The organism is Streptomyces sp. NPDC052052 (assembly GCF_040680455.1).
Classification (GTDB): Bacteria; Actinomycetota; Actinomycetes; order Streptomycetales; family Streptomycetaceae; genus Streptomyces.
Genome location: NZ_JBFAWU010000001.1, coordinates 216,827 through 238,041, shown reverse-complemented (window position 1 = coordinate 238,041; position 21,215 = coordinate 216,827). Strand labels below are relative to the sequence as shown.

The 21,215-nt window shown below is 72.6% G+C and carries 24 protein-coding genes; 7 read left to right on the top strand and 17 right to left on the bottom strand.

Annotation, left to right across the window (positions count from 1 at the left end):
* Positions 1-22: 22 nt before the first annotated feature.
* The 6 genes from AB0L71_RS01060 to AB0L71_RS01035 are packed head-to-tail and all read left to right on the top strand — an operon-like array spanning position 23 to position 6,784.
* Entirely contained in the window at positions 23-1,399 is a 1,377-nt protein-coding gene (locus AB0L71_RS01060; protein WP_365236773.1) for an ADP-ribosylglycohydrolase family protein, read from the top strand.
* Positions 1,350-2,528, top strand: coding sequence for an ADP-ribosylglycohydrolase family protein (locus AB0L71_RS01055; protein ID WP_365236772.1), 1,179 nt, complete (start codon positions 1,350-1,352; stop codon positions 2,526-2,528). The genes AB0L71_RS01060 and AB0L71_RS01055 overlap by 50 nt, the downstream gene beginning before the upstream one ends.
* A complete protein-coding gene (locus tag AB0L71_RS01050) occupies positions 2,525-3,898 on the top strand; it encodes an ADP-ribosylglycohydrolase family protein (RefSeq protein WP_365236460.1) in 1,374 nt (457 codons plus the stop codon). Before AB0L71_RS01055 ends, AB0L71_RS01050 begins: the two co-directional genes overlap by 4 nt.
* On the top strand, positions 3,895-4,779 hold the full coding sequence (gene rbsK / locus AB0L71_RS01045; RefSeq protein ID WP_365236458.1) for a ribokinase: 885 nt from the start codon (positions 3,895-3,897) through the stop codon (positions 4,777-4,779). The genes AB0L71_RS01050 and rbsK overlap by 4 nt, the downstream gene beginning before the upstream one ends.
* Complete coding sequence (locus tag AB0L71_RS01040) at positions 4,776-5,975, top strand: CoA transferase (RefSeq protein ID WP_365236456.1); 1,200 nt, start codon at positions 4,776-4,778, stop codon at positions 5,973-5,975. Before rbsK ends, AB0L71_RS01040 begins: the two co-directional genes overlap by 4 nt.
* Positions 5,972-6,784: a CoA ester lyase gene (locus tag AB0L71_RS01035; protein ID WP_365236454.1), complete on the top strand. Its 813-nt coding sequence runs from the start codon at positions 5,972-5,974 to the stop codon at positions 6,782-6,784. Before AB0L71_RS01040 ends, AB0L71_RS01035 begins: the two co-directional genes overlap by 4 nt.
* Before the next feature lie 114 nt (positions 6,785-6,898).
* Here the strand turns inward: AB0L71_RS01035 and lgt are convergent, their stop codons facing one another.
* The 11 genes from lgt to hisI form a co-directional block, all read right to left on the bottom strand.
* Positions 6,899-7,924 (bottom strand): prolipoprotein diacylglyceryl transferase, encoded by a 1,026-nt coding sequence (lgt, locus tag AB0L71_RS01030; RefSeq protein ID WP_365236452.1) that lies wholly within the window; start codon positions 7,922-7,924, stop codon positions 6,899-6,901.
* A 99-nt stretch (positions 7,925-8,023) separates the two neighbouring features.
* Positions 8,024-8,851 (bottom strand): thioredoxin domain-containing protein, encoded by an 828-nt coding sequence (locus AB0L71_RS01025; protein WP_365236450.1) that lies wholly within the window; start codon positions 8,849-8,851, stop codon positions 8,024-8,026.
* A gap of 75 nt (positions 8,852-8,926) precedes the next feature.
* The gene (gene trpA / locus AB0L71_RS01020; protein WP_365236448.1) at positions 8,927-9,739 is read right to left on the bottom strand and encodes a tryptophan synthase subunit alpha; all 813 of its coding nucleotides are present in this window, start codon (positions 9,737-9,739) and stop codon (positions 8,927-8,929) included.
* A complete protein-coding gene (gene trpB, locus AB0L71_RS01015) occupies positions 9,736-11,016 on the bottom strand; it encodes a tryptophan synthase subunit beta (protein WP_365236446.1) in 1,281 nt (426 codons plus the stop codon). The genes trpA and trpB overlap by 4 nt, the downstream gene beginning before the upstream one ends.
* A gap of 136 nt (positions 11,017-11,152) precedes the next feature.
* Complete coding sequence (locus tag AB0L71_RS01010; RefSeq protein WP_365236444.1) at positions 11,153-11,428, bottom strand: tryptophan synthase subunit(beta); 276 nt, start codon at positions 11,426-11,428, stop codon at positions 11,153-11,155.
* Positions 11,429-11,436: 8 nt separating this feature from the next.
* On the bottom strand, positions 11,437-12,246 hold the full coding sequence (gene trpC / locus AB0L71_RS01005) for an indole-3-glycerol phosphate synthase TrpC (RefSeq protein WP_365236443.1): 810 nt from the start codon (positions 12,244-12,246) through the stop codon (positions 11,437-11,439).
* A 115-nt stretch (positions 12,247-12,361) separates the two neighbouring features.
* On the bottom strand, positions 12,362-12,811 hold the full coding sequence (locus AB0L71_RS01000; RefSeq protein ID WP_365236770.1) for a DUF2752 domain-containing protein: 450 nt from the start codon (positions 12,809-12,811) through the stop codon (positions 12,362-12,364).
* A gap of 168 nt (positions 12,812-12,979) precedes the next feature.
* Positions 12,980-13,228, bottom strand: coding sequence for an HGxxPAAW family protein (locus AB0L71_RS00995; RefSeq protein WP_365236441.1), 249 nt, complete (start codon positions 13,226-13,228; stop codon positions 12,980-12,982).
* A gap of 117 nt (positions 13,229-13,345) precedes the next feature.
* Positions 13,346-14,005, bottom strand: a complete 660-nt coding sequence (locus tag AB0L71_RS00990) for a TIGR02234 family membrane protein (RefSeq protein WP_365236439.1) — start codon at positions 14,003-14,005, stop codon at positions 13,346-13,348.
* A 14-nt stretch (positions 14,006-14,019) separates the two neighbouring features.
* Entirely contained in the window at positions 14,020-15,513 is a 1,494-nt protein-coding gene (locus tag AB0L71_RS00985) for an anthranilate synthase component I (RefSeq protein WP_365236437.1), read from the bottom strand.
* An 11-nt stretch (positions 15,514-15,524) separates the two neighbouring features.
* Positions 15,525-15,908, bottom strand: a complete 384-nt coding sequence (gene hisI, locus AB0L71_RS00980) for a phosphoribosyl-AMP cyclohydrolase (RefSeq protein ID WP_365236435.1) — start codon at positions 15,906-15,908, stop codon at positions 15,525-15,527.
* Positions 15,909-15,992: 84 nt separating this feature from the next.
* On the opposite strand from hisI, the gene AB0L71_RS00975 reads away from it, so the two are divergent.
* Positions 15,993-16,625: a TIGR03085 family metal-binding protein gene (locus tag AB0L71_RS00975; RefSeq protein WP_365236433.1), complete on the top strand. Its 633-nt coding sequence runs from the start codon at positions 15,993-15,995 to the stop codon at positions 16,623-16,625.
* 15 nt (positions 16,626-16,640) lie between these two features.
* Here AB0L71_RS00975 and AB0L71_RS00970 read toward each other — a convergent pair whose 3' ends face one another.
* From AB0L71_RS00970 to hisH, 6 genes are all read right to left on the bottom strand, one after another.
* Complete coding sequence (locus AB0L71_RS00970; RefSeq protein ID WP_365236431.1) at positions 16,641-17,879, bottom strand: MFS transporter; 1,239 nt, start codon at positions 17,877-17,879, stop codon at positions 16,641-16,643.
* A 24-nt stretch (positions 17,880-17,903) separates the two neighbouring features.
* Positions 17,904-18,491 (bottom strand): helix-turn-helix domain-containing protein, encoded by a 588-nt coding sequence (locus AB0L71_RS00965; RefSeq protein ID WP_365236429.1) that lies wholly within the window; start codon positions 18,489-18,491, stop codon positions 17,904-17,906.
* A 169-nt stretch (positions 18,492-18,660) separates the two neighbouring features.
* Positions 18,661-19,416: an imidazole glycerol phosphate synthase subunit HisF gene (gene hisF, locus AB0L71_RS00960; RefSeq protein ID WP_365236427.1), complete on the bottom strand. Its 756-nt coding sequence runs from the start codon at positions 19,414-19,416 to the stop codon at positions 18,661-18,663.
* Positions 19,413-19,811, bottom strand: a complete 399-nt coding sequence (locus AB0L71_RS00955) for a RidA family protein (protein WP_365236425.1) — start codon at positions 19,809-19,811, stop codon at positions 19,413-19,415. Before AB0L71_RS00955 ends, hisF begins: the two co-directional genes overlap by 4 nt.
* Positions 19,808-20,533 carry a bifunctional 1-(5-phosphoribosyl)-5-((5-phosphoribosylamino)methylideneamino)imidazole-4-carboxamide isomerase/phosphoribosylanthranilate isomerase PriA gene (priA, locus tag AB0L71_RS00950; RefSeq protein WP_365236423.1) on the bottom strand — a complete coding sequence of 242 codons (726 nt, stop codon included), beginning with the start codon at positions 20,531-20,533 and terminating at the stop codon, positions 19,808-19,810. The genes AB0L71_RS00955 and priA overlap by 4 nt, the downstream gene beginning before the upstream one ends.
* Positions 20,533-21,210, bottom strand: a complete 678-nt coding sequence (gene hisH / locus AB0L71_RS00945; RefSeq protein ID WP_365236421.1) for an imidazole glycerol phosphate synthase subunit HisH — start codon at positions 21,208-21,210, stop codon at positions 20,533-20,535. The genes priA and hisH overlap by 1 nt, the downstream gene beginning before the upstream one ends.
* Between the last annotated feature and the right edge of the window lie 5 nt (positions 21,211-21,215).

Below are 21,215 nucleotides of genomic sequence, written 5' to 3'. Positions count from 1 at the left end.
CACCAGCACCGGGACCGGCCGCATGCTGCCCGACGCCCTCGCGGGCGTCACCGGTGGGGGCCCGGCGCGGCCCGGAACCGCGAAGGCGCCGGTGACCGCCGCGCCCGGGACCGGGCACGACCACCGGAGGGGCGCCCCGGGCACCCGTCTCCGCTCCCCCGCGGCCCCGGTCGCCCCGCCGGGTCCCGGTGCCCGTCCCGTGCCCGGACACCGGGCCCGGATCGAGGGGCTGCTGCTCGGGCTCGCCGCCGGGGACGCCGTAGGGTGGCCGGCCGCGCGGCACCGGGCCGCCCGGATGCCCGAGTGGACCCGGCGCCTCACCCGCGAACTCGACACCTTCGCGGAGCAGAACGCCACGACCACGCTGCCCGTCCCCATCGCGCTCAACCAGCCGCCCGAGCCTCTGCGGCTCGGCCCCTCCGACGATGCCGAATGGGCGGCCTTCGCCGCCGGGACCCTGCTCACCTCGGCTGCCGGTCCGCTGCACGGACTGCCCCCCGGGCACCGGATCCGGGCCGCCGTCGACCTCGCCTGGAACGCACTGGCGGCCGAGGTCGCGGCGGCCGCCGCCCGTGCTCCCGAGGTGGAGTCCGCGGTGCTGCCGCTGCGCGCGCGGATCTCCGTACGGGCCGGACTGGGAAATCTCGCCGCCGGCCTGTGCCCGCCCGCCACCGGCCACGACAACCCGCACTACTTCGACGACGCGGCCTGTGTACGGGCCGCCGTGCTCGCGGTGGCCCATCCCGCGGACCCCGCCGCGGCAGCCGACCTCGCCGAGTTCGACGCCCGGTACACCCAGGACGGCGACGGGGTGCACGGGGCCCGCGCGATGGCGGCCGCGGTCGCACAGGCGCTGGGCGGTGCGGACGTGGACACCGCGGTGGACGCCGCACTGGCCCAGCTCCCGGACGGCACGGAGATCGCCCGCAACGCCGCCCACGCGGTCCGGATCGCCCGCGGCTTCGCCGACGAGGCGGCGGGGGCGTTCGCCGTCGTCCCGGTGCTGGAGCACCAGATCGTCGACCACGTCTACAGCTACGGCATCGCCGCAGCCGAGACCGTCCCGGTCGCCCTCGCGCTGGCCACCGCGGCCCGCGGCCGGATCGCGCACGCCGTTCCCGCGGCGGCGTGCCTGTCAAGGGTGGCGGACTCGGCACCCGCCCTGGCCGGTGCGCTGACCGGTGCGCTCGGCGGGATCGACGCCGTCCCGGACGGCTGGCGCGAGGCCTGCCGCACCCTGGCGGGGTGTGCGCTGCCCCGCCTCGCGGGTACCGATCTCATCGAACTCGCCGGGCTGCTGGCAGACACGGAACAGAAGGCCACGGGTGGACAATTCGGACATGACCTCCATGACGCCCCCTCGGTCCGAGGCGAGGACCACGGCACTCACACTCGATGAACGGATCGCCGGCGCGCTCGTCGGCGCCGCGGTCGGCGACGCGCTCGGCGGTCCGGTCGAGGGCCGGTCCCCGGAACAGATCGTGGCCCGCCACGGCGGGCGGATCAGCGGCGTCGTCGGCCCGTGGGACGGCGACGACTGGCGCACCGCCCGCCCCATCGCCCCGTACCACAAGGGCGACGGACACGTCACCGACGACACCTTGATGACCCATGCGCTGGTACGGGTGTACGACACCGTGCGCGACCATCTCGACGCGTACGCGGTCGCCGACCACCTCGTGCCGGAGCTGATCTCCGCCCCGCGCTGGATTCCCGAGCTGGAGGCCGACGCACTGCCGCTCCAGCGGATCTTCCTCGCCGAGAAGTGGATCGTCACACGACTGCACTACGGCCATGTGGACCCGCGCGAGGCGGGCTCCGGAAACATCGTCAACTGCGGAGCGGCGATGTACATGGCACCCGTCGGCCTGGTCAACGCCGCCCACCCGCAGGCCGCGTACGCCGAGGCCCTGGATGTCGCCGGCGCCCACCAGTCCTCCTACGGCAGAGAGGCCGCCGGAGTCCTCGCGGCGGCCGTCGCGGCCGCCTGTGCCCCGGGCGCGACGCCCGCCTCCGTCGTCGACGCCTGTCTGTCGCTCGCCAAGGACGGCACCCGGTCCGCCATCGAGGCGGTCTGCGAAGTGGCCTGCCGGTACACCGACTTCGAGTCCGCCCTGGCGCCGCTGCGGAGCGCCGTCGCGCCCTTCGACACCGTCGGCCCCGACTATCGCGCGCCGTCCCTCGGGGCCCGCCGGCCGTCCCGGCTGCACTCCATCGAGGAACTCCCCATCGCGCTCGGCATGCTGCTCGTCGCGGGCGGCGACTACCGGCACACCGTCCTCGGCTCGGTCAATTACGGCCGGGACTGCGACTCGATCGCCACGATGAGCGGCGCCGTCGCGGGCGCGCTCCGCGGCGCCGAGGCCATCCCCGCCACCTGGGTGAAAACGGTCGCCGAGGCCAGCCGGCTCGATCTGCACGCCCCCGCGCGGACCCTGGCCGAGGTCGCCCGCGAGGTGTTCGTACGGGACACGGCCCGGCGCCGCGCGCACGAGTCCGCGTTCGCCGCGCTGGCGGGCACACCATGAACGTACGGGTGACCTGGGTGCAGCCCGAGGACCTGGTCGGGCACGAACTGCGCCAGGCGGCCGAGGACGGACGCGACGCGCGGGCCGTGGCACACCGCTGGTACGAGGCGGGCGGCTCCCCCGCCCCGGAGCGCGCGGGTGCCTCGCCCTCCGCGGCACCCGGGCTGCGCACGCTCGCCGAGCGGCTGCTCGACGAACTCGCCCTGATGGAGTCACCGTTGGAGAGCGACGAGCCGACGGAGCTGACCGCGATCAGGGCCGCCTGCCCGCACTGGCCGGCCCCGCGCACCGCCCCGCCGCCGGTGAGCCGGGGGCGGCTGCACGCCGCCTGGCTGGGCCGGGCCGTCGGCTGTCTGCTCGGCAAACCCGTCGAGAAACTGCCGCTCACCGGCATCCGCGCACTGGCCCGCGCCACCGGCAACTGGCCGCTGACCACCTGGTTCACCGGCAGGGGGCTGCCCGCCGCACTGGCCGCCGAGCATCCCTGGAACCGCCGCTCCGCCGCCACCTCGCTGGCCGAGAACATCGACGGCATGCCGGAGGACGACGACCTCAATTACCCCTTGCTGACCATGCTGTTGCTCCAACGGCACGGCCCCTCCTTCACCACCTGCGACCTCGCCCGGCTCTGGCTCGACCAGCTCCCGGCCGGCCGGACGTTCACCGCCGAGCGGGTCGCGTACCGCAATCTGCTCGACGGGATCGAGCCGCCGCACACCGCCAGATACCGCAACCCCTTCCGGGAGTGGATCGGTGCGCAGATCCGGGCCGATGTGCACGGCTGGACGCATCCGGGCGACCCGTCGGCCGCCGCGGAGCAGGCCCATCGGGACGCGGTCCTCACCCATACCGCCAACGGTGTGTACGGGGCGATGTTCACCGCCGCGGCGCTCGCCGCGGCGGCCGGCGGCGAGAGCGATGTGCACGGCTGTCTGGCCGCCGGGCTGCGGGTCGTCCCGCCGCGTTCACGGTTCGCGCACGCGGTGCGTCTGGGCATCGAAGCGGCCCGCGGCGGGGGCGACTTCGACGCGGTGGTCGACCGGCTGCACGCCGAGTACGGCAGCTACCACTGGGTCCATGCCGTGCCCAACGCCGCGCTGCTCGCCGCGGCCCTCACCCACGCGGACGGCGACTTCTCCGCCTCTGTCTGCCGTGCGGTCTCCGGCGGCCTGGACACCGACTCCAACGGTGCGACCGCCGGTTCGCTCGCCGGCCTGCTCGCCGGGGCGCCGGAGCGGCTGCCCGACCGGTGGACCGCCCCGCTGAAGAACCGCCTCGCCACGTCCGTCCCCGGCTTCGACTCCATCGGCTTCGACGCGCTCGCCGAACAGACCCACCGGCTCACCCACGAGGAGGCACTCCGCCCATGACCGGCATCGCGGTGCTCGGCAGCACCAATATGGACCTGGTCGCGTACGTCGCGCGGGCCCCGGGCCCCGGAGAGACCGTCACCGGACGGGAGTTCCGCACCGTCCCCGGCGGCAAGGGCGCCAACCAGGCCGTCGCCGCCGCCCGCGCGGGCGGCGACGTGACGATGATCGGCGCGGTCGGTGACGACGCGTACGGTGCCGTGCTCCGCTCGAATCTGGAGCACTCCGGTGTCGACATCGATCTGCTCCACACCGTCGAGGGCCCCAGCGGCACCGCGCACATCGTCGTCGACGAGACGGGCTCCAACTCCATCGTGGTGGTGCCCGGCGCCAATGGCACCGTCACCGCTCTCGGCCCCGGTGAGATGGCCGCCATCGCCGGAGCCGATCTGCTGCTCCTCCAGTTGGAACTGCCGCTGTCCGCCGTGGCGGAGGGCGCACGGGTGGCCCACGCCCAGGGCGTACGGACCATCCTCACCCCGTCCCCCGTGCAGCAGCTGCCCGGTGAACTCCTCGACTGCGTCGATCTGCTGATCCCCAACGAACACGAGGCGGTCGCCCTCACCGGCGCCGCGGACCCCCACACAGCGGCCCGGCTCCTGCTCGGCCAGGTCCCGGCGGTCGTCGTCACCCTCGGCTCCAGGGGCTGCCTGTACGCGGCCCGGGGCGGCGATCCCGTTCTCTTCCCCGCCCCCGAGGTCGCCGCCGTGGACACCACCGGGGCCGGGGACACCTTCGTCGGGACGCTCGCCGTGGCCCTCGGCGAACGCCGGTCCGTGCCGGAGTCGCTGGCCTGGGCGTCGTCCGCCGCCGCGCTCTGCGTGCAGCGGCCGGGCGCCTCGACGTCCATGCCGTACCGCGCCGAGATCGACGCCGCATGAACACGACCACCCAGGGCCCGCTGGCCGGGCTGCGCGTCATCGACCTCGCCACGCTCTTCGCCGGTCCTCTCTGCGCCACCGTGCTCGGTGACTTCGGCGCCGAGGTGATCAAGGTCGAGCATCCCCTCCGGCCCGATCCGTCGCGCGGGCACGGCCCCACGAAGGACGGAATCGGGCTCTGGTGGAAACTGCTCGGTCGCAACAAACGCAATCTCACCCTTGATCTGTCCGCCCCCGGCGGCCGGGACATCCTGCTCCGGCTGGCCGCCGGGACCGATGTGATCGTCGAGAACTTCCGGCCCGGGACACTGGAGCGCTGGGGCCTCGGCTGGGAGCAGCTGCACGCCGTCAACCCCCGGCTGGTGCTGGCCAGGGTCACCGGCTTCGGCCAGCAAGGCCCGTACGCACACCGTCCCGGCTTCGGCACCCTGGCCGAGGCGATGAGCGGATTCGCCGCGATCACCGGGGAACCGGACGGGCCGCCCACGCTGCCGCCGTTCGGGCTCGCCGACTCGATCGCGGCACTCGCCACCGCGTACGCCGTGATGACCGCACTCGCCGGACGCGACCGGACCGGAGAGGGGCAGGTCGTCGACATGGCCATCATCGAGCCGATCCTGACCGTGCTCGGCCCGCAGCCGGTCTGGTACGACCAGCTCGGCTACGTACAGCCGCGCACCGGCAACCGCTCCCGGAACAACGCCCCGCGCAACACGTATCGCACCTCGGACGGGCACTGGGTGGCCGTCTCGACCTCCGCGCAGTCGGTCGCCGAGCGGGTCATGCGCCTGGTCGGCCGGGCCGAGCTGATCGACGAGCCCTGGTTCGGTTCCGGCGCCACCCGGGCCGATCACAGCGACGAGCTCGACGAGGCGGTGGGCCACTGGATCGCCCGGCACACCAGGGCGGAAGCACTCCGTGCCTTCGAGAAGGCCCAGGCGGCGATCGCCCCCATCCACGACATCCGGGACGTGATGGAGGACCCGCAGTACCGGGCCCTGGGCTCCATCACCGAGATCGACGACCCGGAGCTGGGACCTCTGCGGATGCAGAACGTCCTGTTCCGGCTCTCCGCGACCCCCGGCGCGATCCGCTGGGCGGGTCGGCCGCACGGTGCGGACACCGACGAGATCCTCACCGGACTCGGTCTGTCGGGCCCGGAGATCGCCGCGCTCCGGGCGGAGCACGTCCTGTGACGGCCCCGGTCCCGCTCACCCTGCTGTACGTCCCCGGGGACCGGCCCGAGGTCGTGCGCAAGGCGTGCGACTCGGGAGCGGATGCGGTGATCGTCGACCTGGAGGACGCGGTCGCGCCGGACCGCAAGGAGTACGCACGGTCCGCCACCGTCGAGCTGCTGTCCGAGCCCGCCGCCGGGGCGGCCGTACCGATCCATGTCCGGGTCCACACCGAGGCGGACGTCCTGGCCCTGGCCGGGCTGCCGGGGCTCGCCGAACTGCGACTGCCGAAGATCACGCACGCGGCGTCCGTCCATCACATCGCGGCCGTGGCCACGGGGGTCGCGCTCTGTCCGCTGCTGGAGTCGGCGCTCGGCATCGAGCACGCGTACTCGGTCGCGACCTCGCATTCCCAGGTGCGCTCCATCGCCCTGGGCGAGGTGGATCTCCGGACCGATCTGGGGGTGCGCGAGGATGCCGGGCTCGACTGGTCGCGCAGCCGGGTCGTGGTCGCCGCACGCGCGGCCGGGCTGGCTCCGCCCGCCCAGTCGGTGTTCCCGGACGTACGGGACCTGGACGGCCTGTCGGCGTCCTGCGCCCACGGCCGGGCACTGGGATTCCTGGGCCGGGCAGCGATCCATCCCCGCCAGCTCCCGGTCATCGAGCGGGCGTTCCGTCCGACGGCGCGGGAGGTCGAGGCGGCGGAGCAGATCCTGGAGGCGGCGGCGTCGGACGAGGGCGCGCTGGCCCTCCCGGACGGCCGGTTCGTGGACGCGGCGGTGGTGGCATCGGCTCGCCGCACCCTGGCGCTGGCGGCCAGGACGGGGTGACGGCGAGGCGCCGAGCGGGGTCCGGCGCCCCGGCCCCGGCCGCACCCGGGAGGCGGACAGCCTGGGAGCCCCGAACCGTCCGGCTCGGGGCTCCCAGGGACGACCGCGTACGGCTCAGCCGTTCTTCGCCGCCTCGGCGGTGCTGCTCTTCTCTGGCGCACCGGTCGCGGCGTCGTCCTCGGCACGCACGGTGTCACCGTCCACGTCCGTGCCGGGCGCGTCGGCCTCACCGGCCTCGACGCCCCGGGCACCCTCCGTGTCCTGGGCGCCCTCCGCGTCCTGCTCGCCCTTCGCGTCCTGGGCGTCCGGGCCGTCGGCCGCTTCCACCGCGCCCGGCTCCACGATCTCCTCGCGCCCCGGCCGCACCTTCGCGGAGATCACGATGTACGTCACCGCCAGCACGAACACGATCAGCGCGGTCCACACGTTCAGGCGCAGACCGAGGATGTGGTGGGCCTCGTCGACCCGCATGTACTCGATCCACCCGCGCCCCGTGCAGTACGCGGCGACGTACAGGGCGAACGCCCGGCCGTGTCCGAGCCGGAAGCGCCGGTCCGCCCAGATCACCAGCAGGGCCACCCCGATGCACCACAGCGACTCGTACAGGAACGTCGGGTGGTAGGTGCCGGCGACCCGGTTGGTGCCCTCGCTGATCTTCAGGGCCCACGGCAGATCGGTCTCCCTGCCGTACAGCTCCTGGTTGAACCAGTTGCCCCAACGGCCGATCGCCTGGGCGAAGGCGATGCCGGGGGCGAGCGCGTCGGCCCAGGCGGGCAGCGGGATCCCGCGGCGGCGGCAGCCGATCCAGGCACCGACCGCGCCGAGCGCGATCGCACCCCAGATACCGAGACCGCCCTGCCAGATCTTGAAGGCGTCGACCCAGTTCTCACCGTCGCTGAAGTACAGCTGGTAGTCGGTGATGACGTGGTAGAGCCGGCCGCCGACGAGCCCGAAGGGCACGGCCCAGACGGCGATGTCGGCAACGGTGCCGGCTCGGCCGCCCCGTGCGATCCAGCGCTTGTTGCCGAACCAGACGGCGACGAAGACACCGATGATGATGCAGAACGCGTAGCCGCGCAGCGGGATCGGGCCGAGATCGATCACGCCGGTCGACGGACTGGGAATGTAGGCAAGGTCCATGGCAAGGTCGACGCTACCCTGCCGGGTGGGGCGTTCGGCAACCCACCCGACAACGTCTGGGTAACGGGCGCGCCATCTCCTCCCTCTGGCGGAAGCCGGTCAGGAGCCCGACGGCACGGGGGTCGCCCCGCCCGGCTTCTTGCCCTTGTTGGCCTCGGCGACCCACTTCTTCAGGTTCGCCGCGGTGATCGGTTCGTTCCCCTTCTTCGGGAAGACCGACTCTCCGTTGAGCAGCACGGTGGGCGTGCCCTGGAATCCGCCCTCGCTGAACGCCTTGTTGGATTTCTGGACCCAGCTGTCGTGCTTGCCGTCCTCCACGCAGCTGCGGAAAGCGGGGGTGTCGAGCCCGGTGACCTTCTTGGAGAGTGCGATCAGCTTGTCGTTGTCACCGAAGGCGTCGTCGGACTCGGCCGGCTGGTTGCGGTAGAGGACGTCGTGGTACGCGGAGAACGTGCCGGCCCCCTGGGCGCAGGCCGCGGCGTTCGCCGCCCGCAGCGAGCCGCTGCCGCCGAGATTGCCGTCGATGATCGTGGCGAGGCGGTACTCGACCTTGGCCTGTCCGGTGCTCTCCAGCTCGTGGATGGTGTCCCGGAAGGCGTTCTCGAACTGGGCGCAGACCGGGCAGCGGAAGTCCTCCCAGATGGTGAGCGTGGACGGGGCGCTGTCCTTGCCGACCTGGATGGCCAGACTGTCCTTGCCCGTCGCACCGGACGGCGCGACGACGGGGCCCGCGGCCTTGCCCTTCCCACCGCTGCCGCCGTTGTTCGCCGCGATCAGGCCGACCACGGCGGCCAGCGCCAGCACGCCCACCAGCCCGCTGCCGACGATCAGCCTGCGTCTGCGGCGCTCGCGTGTCTTCTCGTGCTCCCGCTGCCGGACGAGCCGGTCTCGCGCGGCCCTTTTTCCCTGTTCGTTCTTCTCGCTCACATCCGCAGCAACGACCCGGGGAGGCACGCGCGTGCCTCCCCGGGTCCAGGTCCACTCGTTCGGATTACACCCGATTCAGCGCTTTCGAACGCCTTCGGCGAGTTCGCCCGCCAGGGAGCGGACCGCGCTCAGACCGGCCTCCTCCTCGGGGGCGTCGAGCATGGCCTTGACGAAGGCGGAGCCGACGATCACCCCGTCGGCGAAGCCCGCGACCTCGGCGGCCTGCCGGGCGTTGGAGACGCCGAGGCCGACGCAGACCGGGAGGGAGGTGGTGGCGCGGGTACGGGTCACCAGGTCGTGGGCCTGCTCGCCGACGGACTCGCGGGTGCCGGTGACACCCATCAGCGAGGCCGCGTAGACGAAACCGGAACCGGCCGCCGTGATGGTGGAGAGGCGCTCGTCCTTGCTGCTCGGCGCGACGACGAAGACGGTCGCGAGACCGTGCTTCTCCGCGTGCTCGCGCCAGAGCGCAGACTCCTGGACCGGCAGGTCGGGCAGGATGCACCCGGCGCCGCCCGCCTCGGCGAGTTCGGCCGTGAAGCGCTCGACGCCGTACCGGTCGATCGGGTTCCAGTACGTCATGACCAGGATCGGGACGCCGGTCGCCTGGTACGCCTCGCGGACCGTGCGCATCACGTCGGCGATCTTCACACCGCCGCGCAGGGCGATGTCGTCGGCGGTCTGGATGACCGGGCCGTCGAGCACCGGGTCGCTGTGCGGGAGTCCCACCTCGACGACGTCGGCGCCGCCCGCCACGACCGCCTTCACGGCGGCGATCGCGCCGTCGACGGTCGGGAAGCCGGCCGGGAGGTACGCGATGAGCGCGGCCCTGTTCTCCGCCTTAGCCCGGGCGAGGGAAGAACTCAACAGCTCCACATTGCCGCTCACTTGGTGACCTCCTCTTCCCCGTCGGCCACATCGGCCTCGACGACCCCGTCGGCCCCGTCGTAGAGCCCGAAGTACCGGGCTGCGGTGTCCATGTCCTTGTCGCCGCGGCCGGACAGGTTGACCACGAGCAGTCCGTCCTTGCCGAGCTCCTTGCCGACCTCCAGGGCTCCGGCCAGCGCGTGGGCGCTCTCGATGGCCGGAATGATCCCTTCGGTACGGGAGAGCAGGAGCAGCGAATCCATGGCGGCGGCGTCGGTGACCGCCCGGTACTCGCCGCGGCCGATGTCCTTGAGGTACGCGTGCTCCGGGCCGATGCCCGGGTAGTCGAGACCGGCCGAGATGGAGTACGGCTCGGTGATCTGGCCCTCGTCGTCCTGGAGGACGTAACTGCGCGAACCGTGCAGGATGCCGGGCTCGCCCGCGGTCAGGGTCGCCGCGTGCTCGCCGGTCTCCACCCCGTGTCCGGCGGGCTCGCAACCGATCAGCCGGACATGGGCGTCCGGGATGAAGGCGTGGAAGAGACCGATGGCGTTGGAGCCGCCGCCGACACAGGCGATGGCGGCGTCCGGCAGCCGGCCGGTCCGCTCCAGGATCTGGCGGCGGGCCTCGACGCCGATGACGCGGTGGAAGTCGCGGACCATGGCCGGGAAGGGGTGCGGTCCCGCGACGGTGCCGAAGAGGTAGTGCGTGGTGTCCACGTTGGCGACCCAGTCGCGGAACGCCTCGTTGATGGCGTCCTTCAGGGTCCTGGAGCCGGACTTCACGGCGACGACCTCGGCACCCAGCATCCGCATCCGCGCCACGTTCAGCGCCTGCCGCTGGGTGTCGATCTCGCCCATGTAGATGGTGCACTCGAGACCGAAGAGCGCGCAGGCGGTCGCGGTGGCGACACCGTGCTGACCGGCGCCGGTCTCGGCGATGACCCGGGTCTTGCCCATGCGCCGGGTGAGCAGCGCCTGGCCCAGCACGTTGTTGATCTTGTGGGAGCCGGTGTGGTTCAGGTCCTCGCGCTTGAGGAAGATCCTGGCCCCGCCCGCGTGCTCGGCGAAGCGCGGGACCTCGGTCAGCGCGCTGGGACGGCCGGTGTAGTTGATCATGAGCTCGTTGAGCTCGGCGGCGAAGGCCGGGTCGGCCTTCGCCTTGTCGTACTCGACGGCGACCTCGTCCACGGCGGCGACGAGCGCCTCCGGGATGAACTTGCCGCCGAACGCACCGAAGTACCCCTCGGCACTGGGGACCAGACCCTCCGGGTCCGGGATGAAGAAGTCAGATGACATCCGACATGCTCCTCGACATCGCAACGGGTGGTTTCACCGTCTGCGCCGTGAGCGGAGCGCCGCCGCGACCGGGAACGGATCGGGCGGTGCGGTCGTGCGTACGACAGAAGGGCCGCGGTACGCCGGCCGGGGCTCGCTACAGCGCGGGCCCCGTGCGCCATCGCATGCCGTTGACCTGACCGGGTTCGTCGCCGATCACATACCGCACCCTGCGTCCGTGCACCCGCCGGGCGGGGGCGCGGCAGCCGCGGTGCCAGAAGGGCGGCGCGCAGCGCCTCGGTTGAGGGTGGTCGTGGCGGCGGACCAGTGCGAGGCGACCGCGCGTCGACGGCACGTGCGGATTCCGGCCGACCGTCACCCCGGCGGGGTTCGGGCCCGGCCGCACACGGGACGCGGGGCGGTCGGCGGACACGGTTGCGGTCAGCCCCGTCCGTGCCGGAGCGCCGGGTGGGCCCCGGCGGCGACGAGGTCGGCGACGGCGGCCCGCGGGTCGCGGCCGGTGACCAGGGACTCCCCCACGAGCACCGCGTCGGCGCCCGCGTTGGCGTAGGCGATCAGGTCGTGCGGACCGCGGACGCCGGACTCGGCGACCTTGACGATGTGGTTCGGGATCTCGGGGGCGACCCGTTCGAAGGTGCCGCGGTCGACCTTGAGGTCCTTCAGGTTGCGTGCGTTCACGCCGATGATCCTGGCCCCGGCGGCCACGGCGCGTTCCACCTCCTCCTCGTCGTGCGTCTCCACCAGCGGCGTCAGGCCGATGGACTCGGCACGCTCGATCAGGGAGACCAGGGCCTCCTGGTCGAGGGCGGCGACGATCAGCAGGGCGAGGTCGGCGCCGTGGGCGCGGGCCTCCCAGAGCTGGTAGGAGGTGACGATGAAGTCCTTGCGCAGGACCGGGATGTCGACCTTGGCGCGCACGGCCTCCAGGTCGGCGAGGGAGCCGCCGAAACGGCGCTCCTCGGTGAGGACCGAGATGACGGACGCGCCGCCGGCCTCGTAGTCCGCGGCAAGTCCGGCCGGGTCGGCGATCGCCGCGAGCGCCCCCTTGGAGGGGCTGGAGCGCTTGACCTCGCAGATCACGGTCACGCCCTCGCGGCGCAGGGCGGCGACCCCGTCCTTGGCCGCCGGAGCGCGCGCGGCGCGTTCCTTCAGCTCGTCGAGGCTGACACGCGCCTGCCGCTCTGCGAGGTCGGCGCGTACGCCGTCGATGATCTCGTCGAGCACACTCACGCGAGCGGCCCCCTTCCGGGATGGTGATGAAGGAACAGGATCAACCGTGTCAATGCTATCCGCAGGAGGCGGCAGGACCCGAATCCGGTCGGGGAACGTCCCACCACCTGGTCGTTCAGGGCGCCAGAGCCGATCCGAACGGAAGGTTCCGCACGACCGAGAAGATCAGCAGTACGGCGCCGATCCCCCACCAGACGGCCGGTTTCACGGCCAGGCTCATGGGCCTCCCCCGGGCGGCGCGGAACATCCAGACCACCCACAGCACAGCGAGGACGCCGTAGCCGACGACGGCGAGCGCGTTGGAGCCGAGGGCCGCGGCGATGTCCCCGTGGGCGACGGCATGCGCGCTGCGCAGTCCGCCGCAGCCCGGACAGTACAGTCCCGTGATCCGGAGCAGCGGGCAGACCGGGTAGTGGCCCGGCTGGTTGGGGTCGACGGCACCGACGTAACCGAACGCCCCTACGACGAGGGCCATGACCCCCACCGGGGTGGCGAGCCGTCGGGCGCGCGGGACGGGGGCGGACACCGGGGAGACGGCCGAGGGATACGGCCGCCGGCCGGTCATGGGTACGGGTCCGGACACCGGCGGGTGGCCGGGGGCGGGCACGGGGCCGGGGGCCGACGGTGCGGCGGCTGGAGTTGGCGTTACGTCCACCCGCTGATTGTCCCCGCTGACGCGGAAAGGCGCAGCCCGGACGGGCTGCGCCTTTCCTGCGTACGTGCGGTGCGCGCGTCAGGAGATCTGGGCCTGCGCGGCACGGTCCCGGGCCTGGGCCATCGCCTCGGACTCCTTCGGCGTGCCGAGACCTGCGGTCTTCATCGCGAAGCCGACGAGTCCGCCCACGAGGATGACGGCGATACCGGCCCAGAAGCCGATCGGGTTGGCCGCGACCATGAAGACGCCTGCGACGCAGAAGCCGATGAAGGAGATGATGACACCGGTCCAGGCGGCCGGGGTGTGTCCGTGGCTGCTGCCCGCCATGAGTTGCTCCTTGTTGGTGATGCGCTGTTGGTATCGCTGTACGCAAAGCTGGTGCCGCTGTGCTGAAAGCTCTGCTCCATTGTCCCGTACGCGCGGGTAGGACGTGAGCTTGGGGGGTCAGGCCTCGCGCGTCGGGTCCTCGCCGCGGTCCAGGGCCTTCCACAGGTCCTCGGGCCGGTCCGGGTCCGGGGCGGCGCGGGCGGCCCTGCGGGGGCGGGGGGTGCCGTCCCGTTCGTACCGCCCCGACATCGTGGGCCAGAGCTTGCCGTACCGCAGGGCGAGCAGCCCGGCGAGGAGGATCAGCAGGCCGCCGACCGCGGTGACATAGGGCCACGCGGTGTGGGTGAGGGCGTCGATGGTCGCCGAGGCGTCGCCGGTGGTCTGCGCGGCCTTCTCGTCGAGCGCCGAGCTGTCGGAGGCGCCGAAACAGGCGCTCAGTCCGGCGCCGAGGCCGCTGAGGGCGAGGAGCCCGGCGACGAGGAGCCGCCCGCCGCCGCGGACGGCGAAGACGGCGACGAGGGCGGCCAGGCCGACGATGGCGAGGGCCGCCGGGAGACCGGTGACGTCCTGGCCGTCGGCGGTCAGGGGCAGCGAGCCGCCCCCGACGGCCGCCCGGCCCTCGGCCCAGGTCTGGCCGGAGGCGAGCAGGACGACGGTGGCGCCCACCGCCCCGAGGAGCAGGCCTGCGGCCAGGATGCGGCGGCTTCCCGTGGGGTCCGACGCGGTGGCGGCTCGGTCACGGGGCTGGGGTACGGGGACAGCACTCACATACACCACTATCCCTTACCGCTTCACGCCCCGTGGAGGCGGTTGGCCGTATGCACCGCGCGGAGCACCGCGGCGGCCTTGTTGCGGCATTCGGTGTCCTCGGCGACCGGGTCGGAGTCCGCGACGACGCCCGCGCCCGCCTGGACGTATGCCGTGCCGTCGCGGAGCAGGGCGGTACGGATCGCGATGGCGGTGTCGGAGTCCCCGGCGAAGTCGAGATAGCCGACGCACCCTCCGTACAGTCCGCGGCGGGTCGGTTCGAGTTCCTCGATGATCTGCATCGCACGGGGCTTGGGGGCGCCGGAGAGGGTGCCCGCCGGGAAGCACGCGGTGAGGACGTCGAAGGCGGTACGGCCCTCGGCGACGCGGCCGGTGACGGTGGAGACGATGTGCATCACGTGCGAGTACCGCTCGATCGACATGAAGTCGACGACCTCGACGCTGCCGGGTTCGCAGACCCGCCCCAGGTCGTTGCGGCCGAGGTCGACGAGCATCAGGTGCTCGGCGCGTTCCTTCGGGTCGGCCAGGAGTTCCTCGGCGAGCGCCTGGTCCTCCTGGGGGGTGGCGCCGCGATGCCGGGTCCCGGCGATCGGGTGGACCATGGCGCGTCCGCCCTCGACCTTGACCAGGGCCTCCGGGCTGGACCCTGCGATGTCGAAGCCGTCGAAGCGGAAGAGGTACATGTACGGCGAGGGGTTGGTGGCGCGCAGCACCCGGTAGACGTCCAGCGCGCTCGCCGTGCACGGGGTCTCGAAGCGCTGGGAGGGGACGACCTGGAAGGCCTCGCCGGCCCTGATGCGTTCCTTCACGTCCTCGACGGCGTCCTGGTACGCCGGGCCGCCCCACAGCGCGGTGTACGGCGGGAGTTCGGACGGCGGAAGGGTGGCGGGAGCGTTCTCGACGGGACGCGACAGGTCCTGTTCCATGGCGTCGAGACGGGCCACGGCGTCCGCGTACGCCTCGTCGACGCCGGTCGCGAGGTCGTTGTGGTTGATGGCGTTGGCGATGAGCAGGACGCTGCCGTCGCCGTGGTCGAGCACGGCCAGGTCCGAGGTGAGCAGCATCGTCAGCTCGGGCAGGCGCAGGTCGTCCTCGGTGCTGTCACCGATCTTCTCCAGGCGGCGGACGATGTCGTAGCCCAGGTAGCCGACCATGCCGCCGGTGAACGGGGGCAGTCCGTCCTCGACGGCCAGGTCGTGGGGGGTGTGCAGGGTCTCGACCGTGGCGCGCAGGGCCTGCAGCGGGTCCCCGTCGACGGGGACGCCGACCGGCGGGGTGCCCAGCCAGTGGGCCTGTCCGTCGCGTGCGGTGAGGGTGGCGGCGCTGCGCACCCCGATGAAGGAGTAGCGCGACCAGGTGCGGCCGTTCTCCGCGGATTCGAGGAGGAAGGTGCCGGTGCGTTCGCCCGCGAGCTTGCGGTAGAGGCCGACCGGGGTGTCGCCGTCCGCGAGGAGCCTGCGGCTGACGGGGATGACGCGTCGGTCGACCGCGAGCTTGCGGAAGGTTTCGAGATCCATGGCAGCCGCCCCTACTGCCCGAGCGGGAGGACGTCGGCGTCGAAGCAGGTGCGGTCGCCGGTGTGGCAGGCGGCACCCGTCTGGTCGACCCTGACCAGGACGGTGTCGGCGTCGCAGTCGAGGGCGACGGACTTGACCTGCTGGATGTGGCCGGAGGTGTCGCCCTTGACCCAGTACTCCTGGCGGCTGCGGGACCAGTAGGTGCAGCGGCCGGTGGTGAGGGTGCGGTGCAGGGCCTCGTCGTCCATCCAGCCGAGCATCAGCACCTCGCCGGTGTCGTACTGCTGGGCGATGGCCGGGACGAGGCCGTCGGCGCCGCGCTTGAGGCGGGCGGCGATGGCCGGGTCGAGGTTCCCGGACGGCGGTGGAGTGCTGGAGGAGGGCGCGCTGGTCATGCGCCCATTGTGCCGTGGCCGCGGGGGCGGTCTCGCGCGGCGTCCAGTGGGCGGACCGGGCGGAGCGGCCGTACGCTGGCGACCATGTCGACCCATGCGAAGCGTGAACGCCTTCTTCTCGCCGACCTGTTGGAGGCGGCGGGACCGGAAGCCCCGACCCTGTGCGAGGGCTGGACGACCCGGGACCTGGCCGCCCATGTGGTGGTCCGCGAGCGCCGGCCGGACGCGGCGGGCGGAATGGTCCTCGGGGCGCTGAAGAACCGCCTCCAGCGGGTGCAGGAGGAGTACACGGCCAAGCCGTACGAGGAGCTGATCCAGCTGATCCGTACCGGGCCGCCGCGGATGTCCCCGTTCGGTCTGAAGCAGATCGACGAAGCCGCCAACACCGTCGAGTTCTACATCCATACGGAGGATGTGCGCCGGGCCCAGCCGGACTGGTCGCGGCGGGAGCTGGACCCGGTCTTCGCCGATGTGCTGTGGTCGCGCGCGGAGCGGACGGCCCGGCTGCTGGGGCGCAAGTCCCCGGTGGGGCTGGTGCTGCGCCGCCCGGACGGTCAGACGGTGGTGGCGCACAAGGGCGCCCCGGTGGTCACGGTCACCGGCGAGCCGGGCGAGCTGCTGCTCTTCGTGTTCGGCCGGCAGGACGCGGCGACGGTGGATCTGGCGGGCGACAAGGAGGCGGTGGCCCGGCTGCACACGGCGGAGCTGGGGATGTAGGGCGTACGGGTCCGGTCAGCGCGGGAGTTCCGCGCGGCGCAGTCGGGTGAGGGCCAGACCGGTCACCGCCCCGGACGCGGCCACGGCCGCGCTGGTGACGAAGACCGGACCCGTCCCCCAGGTGGCTATGGCGGCTCCCGTGACCGGGTAGCTGAGCGGGGCGACCGCGTGGGTGAAGAGCGTCGAGACCGAGGTGACCCGGCCGAGATAGGCGGGGTCGGTGACGGTCTGCGTGAGCGCGCCGCACAGGGCGCCGCCGAGCCCGGCGAAGAGCCCGATGCAGACGGCGACGGCGGCCGCGAGGGCCACCGAGGGGGCAAAGGCCAGGACGGCCGTGGCGAGTGCGCCGACCAGTACCGTCAGGCACATCACGAGACCGGCCCGGGGCACCCGGCCGCGTACGGCGAGCAGCAGGGCCGACGCACCGGCGCCGATCCCGAACGCGGCGACGATCCAGCCCATGCCGGACGCGCCCCAGCCGCGCTGTCCGGCGAGCAGGACCAGGCCGAGGTTGAACGGCCCGGTGAAGCCCAGTTCGCTGAGGGCCACGGTGAGCATCAGCGGTCCGAGCACCGGGTGGCGGCGGATGTAACGCAGTCCGTCTCTCAGGTCGTGCCAGGCGGTGCCGGACGGTCCGTTGGCTTCCTCGGCGGGCAGCGGCCTGATCCGCAGGGCCAGCAGCAGCGGCAGCGAGACGGCGAAGAGCACCCCGGCCGCGGCGAACCCGAGCCGCGGACCGCCGAAGGCCACCGCGAGGCCACCGAGCGGGGCCCCGACGACGTTCGCGGCGCGCGAGGCGAGTCCGCGCAGTCCCTGAACGCGGGCCAGCTGTCCGGCGGCGGTGATCCGGGGCGGCAGGGCGCCGACGGCGGGCAGGAAGAGGGCGTCGACCACGCCGAAGACCAGCGCGACGGCGACCAGCATCCACACGGCGGGCGAGGTGAGCAGCAGTGCCCCGGCCAGTCCCAGTACGACCAGGCAGCGGACGGCGTCGCTGCCGATGACGACGCGGCGCGGGCCGAGCCGGTCGGCGAGCACTCCCCCGCCGAGCATGAGCAGGGCCCGGGGTATGGAGCCGGCGGCGAGGACGAGTCCGGCCTGGGCGGCACTGCCGCTGCGGGCGGCAACCCAGGAAAGTGCCAGGTAGTAGACGCTGTCGCCGATCATCGATGCGGTGTAGGCGCCGAGCCAGCGCAGGACGTTGCCGTCCCGGTGGGCGGGGCGTTCGGGCGCTTTCGTGACAGTGACGGTCATGCGGTCGTCCCCCGGGGTGGCTGGTCAGGTGCGGAACGGGAATCCGTACAGGTGCAGGGCGACGTTCTCGCGCCCTTCGGTGTCTCCGGCCTCGTCGCGGGCCCGGCCGGCGTCCTCGTACCGCTTGATCAGCTCGTCCATCTCGCGGCTGAGTGCGGCGAGTTCGTCGGCGGTGAGCCGGGCCAGGTACTCGGAACTGTTGGCGGCGTCGCGCCACTCCGACGGCCAGCTCTGGCGTGAGTCGAGATAGCGGCGGTACAGCTCGATGTGCTGGTCGAAGGAGAGCCGGGCGACGGCAGCGTGCGTGGCAGCCTTCTCCGGCGCGTCCCTGAAGTCCTCGTCGTGGAGGTTCAGCCCCTTCGAGGCGGGCTGCCACCAGCGCTCGCGGCCGTCCCTGCCCTGCTGCTCGGCCTCCTCGATCAGGCCGTGCTCGGCGAGCTTGCGCAGGTGGTAGCTGACCAGCGAGACCGCCTCGTCGACCTGCTCGGCGAGCTGGGAGGCGGTGGCCGTGCGGGAGATGTAGAGCGCGCGGTACAGCTTCATCCGCAGGGGGTGCCCGAACGCCTTCAGGGTCTCCAGGTCCGAGATGCGGCGCGATTCCTTGCTTGCCATGCCCTCACCATAGATAGAAAAGAAACCTTGCGCAATCTTTATTGCGCAATAAATTTTGTGGAATCTTGGATACCGCTCTGCCGCCGTGGCCGGTGCCGGAATGCCCGGCAGAACGCAGATCGCCGGACGAGCCACCATGGCTCGTCCGGCGATCGACGGGGTGCCGCGGTCAGCGAACCGGGTGTCCGGCCTCCCTGAGTGCGCCCTTGACCTCGGAGATCCGCAGGTCACCGAAGTGGAAGACGGACGCGGCGAGGACGGCGTCGGCGCCCGCCGCGATGGCCGGCGCGAAGTCCGCAAGCCGGCCCGCGCCGCCGGAGGCGATCACGGGGACGGTCACATGCTCCCGGACGGCCGCGATCATCTCGGTGTCGTAGCCGTCCTTGGTGCCGTCCGCGTCCATCGAGTTGAGCAGGATCTCGCCCGCGCCCAGTTCGGCGGCCCGGTGCGCCCACTCCACGGCGTCGATGCCGGTGCCCCGGCGACCGCCGTGCGTGGTGACCTCGAAGGTGCCCTCGGGGGTGCGACGGGCGTCCACCGAGAGCACCAGGACCTGGCGGCCGAAACGCTCGGCGATCTCCCGGATAAGGTCCGGGCGGGCGATGGCCGCGGTGTTGACGCCGACCTTGTCCGCGCCGGCCCGCAGCAGCTTGTCGACGTCCCCGGCGGTGCGGACGCCGCCGCCGACCGTGAGCGGGATGAAGACCTGCTCGGCGGTGCGGCGCACCACGTCGTAGGTGGTCTCCCGGTCGCCGCTGGACGCGGTGATGTCCAGGAAGGTCAGCTCGTCGGCGCCCTCGGCGTCGTACAGCTTCGCCATCTCGACGGGGTCGCCCGCGTCGCGCAGGTTCTGAAAGTTGACGCCCTTGACGACCCGGCCGTTGTCGACGTCCAGGCACGGGATGACGCGTACCGCGAGAGTCATCGCGCACCTGCCCGGTAGGCCTCGACCTCGACCTCGACGACCAGGCTCGGGTCCACGAGACCGGACACGATGACCATCGACGCGGCGGGGCGTACGTCGTCGAAGAGCTCCTTGTGGGCGCGGCCGACCTCCGCCACGTCCCGGGCGTGCGTGACGTACATCCGGGTGCGGACGACGTCCTCGCGGCCCAGGCCGAGCTGCTTCAGGGCGTCGAGGGCGACCTTGAAGGAGGTGACGGTCTGCTCGTACGGGCCACCCGCGGAGATCTGGCCGTTCTCCACCGACGTGCAGCCGGCGACCAGGACGAGGCCGTTCGGCAGCTCGACGGCGCGGGAGTAACCGAACTTCTCTTCCCAGGGGGCGCCGGAGGAGATGCGGTTGACGGAGTCGGTCATCCGGAGACCACCTGCAACGCCTCTTCGAGGGTGAACGCCTTGGCGTACAGCGCCTTGCCGACGATCGCGCCCTCGACGCCGTCCGGGACGAGCGAGGAGATGGCCCGCAGGTCGTCCAGCGAGGAGACGCCGCCGGAGGCGACGACGGGCTTGTCGGTGGCGGCGCAGACGTTCTTCAGGAGCTCCAGGTTGGGGCCCTGGAGCGTGCCGTCCTTGGCGATGTCGGTGACGACGTAACGGGTGCAGCCCTCGGAGTCGAGGCGGGCGAGCGTCTCGTAGAGGTCGCCGCCGTCGCGGGTCCAGCCGCGGCCGCGCAGCGTCGTGCCGCGGACGTCGAGGCCGACGGCGATCTTGTCACCGTGCTCGGCGATCACCTTGGCGACCCATTCCGGGGTCTCCAGCGCGGCGGTGCCGAGGTTGACCCGGGTGCAGCCGGTGGCGAGGGCGGCGGCGAGCGAGGCGTCGTCGCGGATGCCGCCGGAGAGCTCGACCTTGATGTCCATGGAGCGGGCGACCTCGGCGATCTGCGCCCGGTTGTCGCCGGTGCCGAAGGCGGCGTCCAGGTCGACGAGGTGCAGCCACTCGGCACCCGCCTGCTGCCAGGCGAGGGCGGCCTGCAGGGGGTCGCCGTAGGAGGTCTCGGAACCGGACTCGCCGTGGACGAGGCGGACGGCCTGGCCGTCACGGACGTCGACGGCGGGGAGGAGTTCAAGCTTCGGCATTACAGCGTCTCAATCCAGTTGGTCAGCAGCTGGGCGCCGGCATCGCCGGACTTCTCGGGGTGGAACTGGGTGGCCCACAGGGCGCCGTTCTCCACGGCGGCGACGAACGGCTCGCCGTGGGTGGCCCAGGTGACCCGGGGCGGGCGGATCCTGGCGTTGGTGACCTCCAGGCTCCAGTCGTGCGCGGCGTAGGAGTGCACGAAGTAGAACCGGGCCTCGGGGTCGACGCCCGCGAAGAGCCGGGAGTCCTCGGGGGACCGCACGGTGTTCCAGCCCATGTGCGGGACGACCGGGGCCTTCAGCGGGGTGACGTCCCCGGGCCATTCGTCCAGCCCCTCCGTCTCCACACCGTGCTCGATGCCGCGCGCGAAGAGGATCTGCATCCCGACGCAGATGCCCATGACGGGGCGGCCGCCGGCGAGCCTGCGGCCGATGATCCATTCGCCGCGGGCCTTCTTCAGCCCTTCCATGCAGGCGGAGAACGCGCCGACGCCGGGCACCAGCAGCCCGTCGGCGTTCATCGCCTTCTCGTAGTCGCGGGTGATCTCGACGTCCGCGCCGACCCGGGCGAGGGCCCGCTCGGCGGACCGGACGTTGCCGAAGCCGTAGTCGAAGACCACGACCTTCTTCCCGGCGCTCTTCGTTCCAGTGCTCTCGGTGCTCTGCGTATCGCTCACAAGTC

Excerpts from the sequence above, each read along its gene's own strand:
- AB0L71_RS01060 (WP_365236773.1), top strand. The coding sequence starts at position 23 with ATGCTGCCCGACGCCCTCGCGGGCGTCACCGGTGGGGGCCCGGCGCGG.
- AB0L71_RS01055 (WP_365236772.1), top strand. The coding sequence starts at position 1,350 with ATGACGCCCCCTCGGTCCGAGGCGAGGACCACGGCACTCACACTCGAT.
- AB0L71_RS01050 (WP_365236460.1), top strand. The coding sequence starts at position 2,525 with ATGAACGTACGGGTGACCTGGGTGCAGCCCGAGGACCTGGTCGGGCAC.
- rbsK (WP_365236458.1), top strand. The coding sequence starts at position 3,895 with ATGACCGGCATCGCGGTGCTCGGCAGCACCAATATGGACCTGGTCGCG.
- AB0L71_RS01040 (WP_365236456.1), top strand. The coding sequence starts at position 4,776 with ATGAACACGACCACCCAGGGCCCGCTGGCCGGGCTGCGCGTCATCGAC.
- lgt (WP_365236452.1), bottom strand. The coding sequence starts at position 7,924 with ATGGACCTTGCCTACATTCCCAGTCCGTCGACCGGCGTGATCGATCTC.
- trpB (WP_365236446.1), bottom strand. The coding sequence starts at position 11,016 with ATGTCATCTGACTTCTTCATCCCGGACCCGGAGGGTCTGGTCCCCAGT.
- AB0L71_RS01000 (WP_365236770.1), bottom strand. The coding sequence starts at position 12,811 with ATGACCGGCCGGCGGCCGTATCCCTCGGCCGTCTCCCCGGTGTCCGCC.
- AB0L71_RS00995 (WP_365236441.1), bottom strand. The coding sequence starts at position 13,228 with ATGGCGGGCAGCAGCCACGGACACACCCCGGCCGCCTGGACCGGTGTC.
- AB0L71_RS00985 (WP_365236437.1), bottom strand. The coding sequence starts at position 15,513 with ATGGATCTCGAAACCTTCCGCAAGCTCGCGGTCGACCGACGCGTCATC.
- hisI (WP_365236435.1), bottom strand. The coding sequence starts at position 15,908 with ATGACCAGCGCGCCCTCCTCCAGCACTCCACCGCCGTCCGGGAACCTC.
- AB0L71_RS00975 (WP_365236433.1), top strand. The coding sequence starts at position 15,993 with ATGTCGACCCATGCGAAGCGTGAACGCCTTCTTCTCGCCGACCTGTTG.
- AB0L71_RS00970 (WP_365236431.1), bottom strand. The coding sequence starts at position 17,879 with ATGACCGTCACTGTCACGAAAGCGCCCGAACGCCCCGCCCACCGGGAC.
- AB0L71_RS00965 (WP_365236429.1), bottom strand. The coding sequence starts at position 18,491 with ATGGCAAGCAAGGAATCGCGCCGCATCTCGGACCTGGAGACCCTGAAG.
- hisF (WP_365236427.1), bottom strand. The coding sequence starts at position 19,416 with ATGACTCTCGCGGTACGCGTCATCCCGTGCCTGGACGTCGACAACGGC.
- AB0L71_RS00955 (WP_365236425.1), bottom strand. The coding sequence starts at position 19,811 with ATGACCGACTCCGTCAACCGCATCTCCTCCGGCGCCCCCTGGGAAGAG.
- priA (WP_365236423.1), bottom strand. The coding sequence starts at position 20,533 with ATGCCGAAGCTTGAACTCCTCCCCGCCGTCGACGTCCGTGACGGCCAG.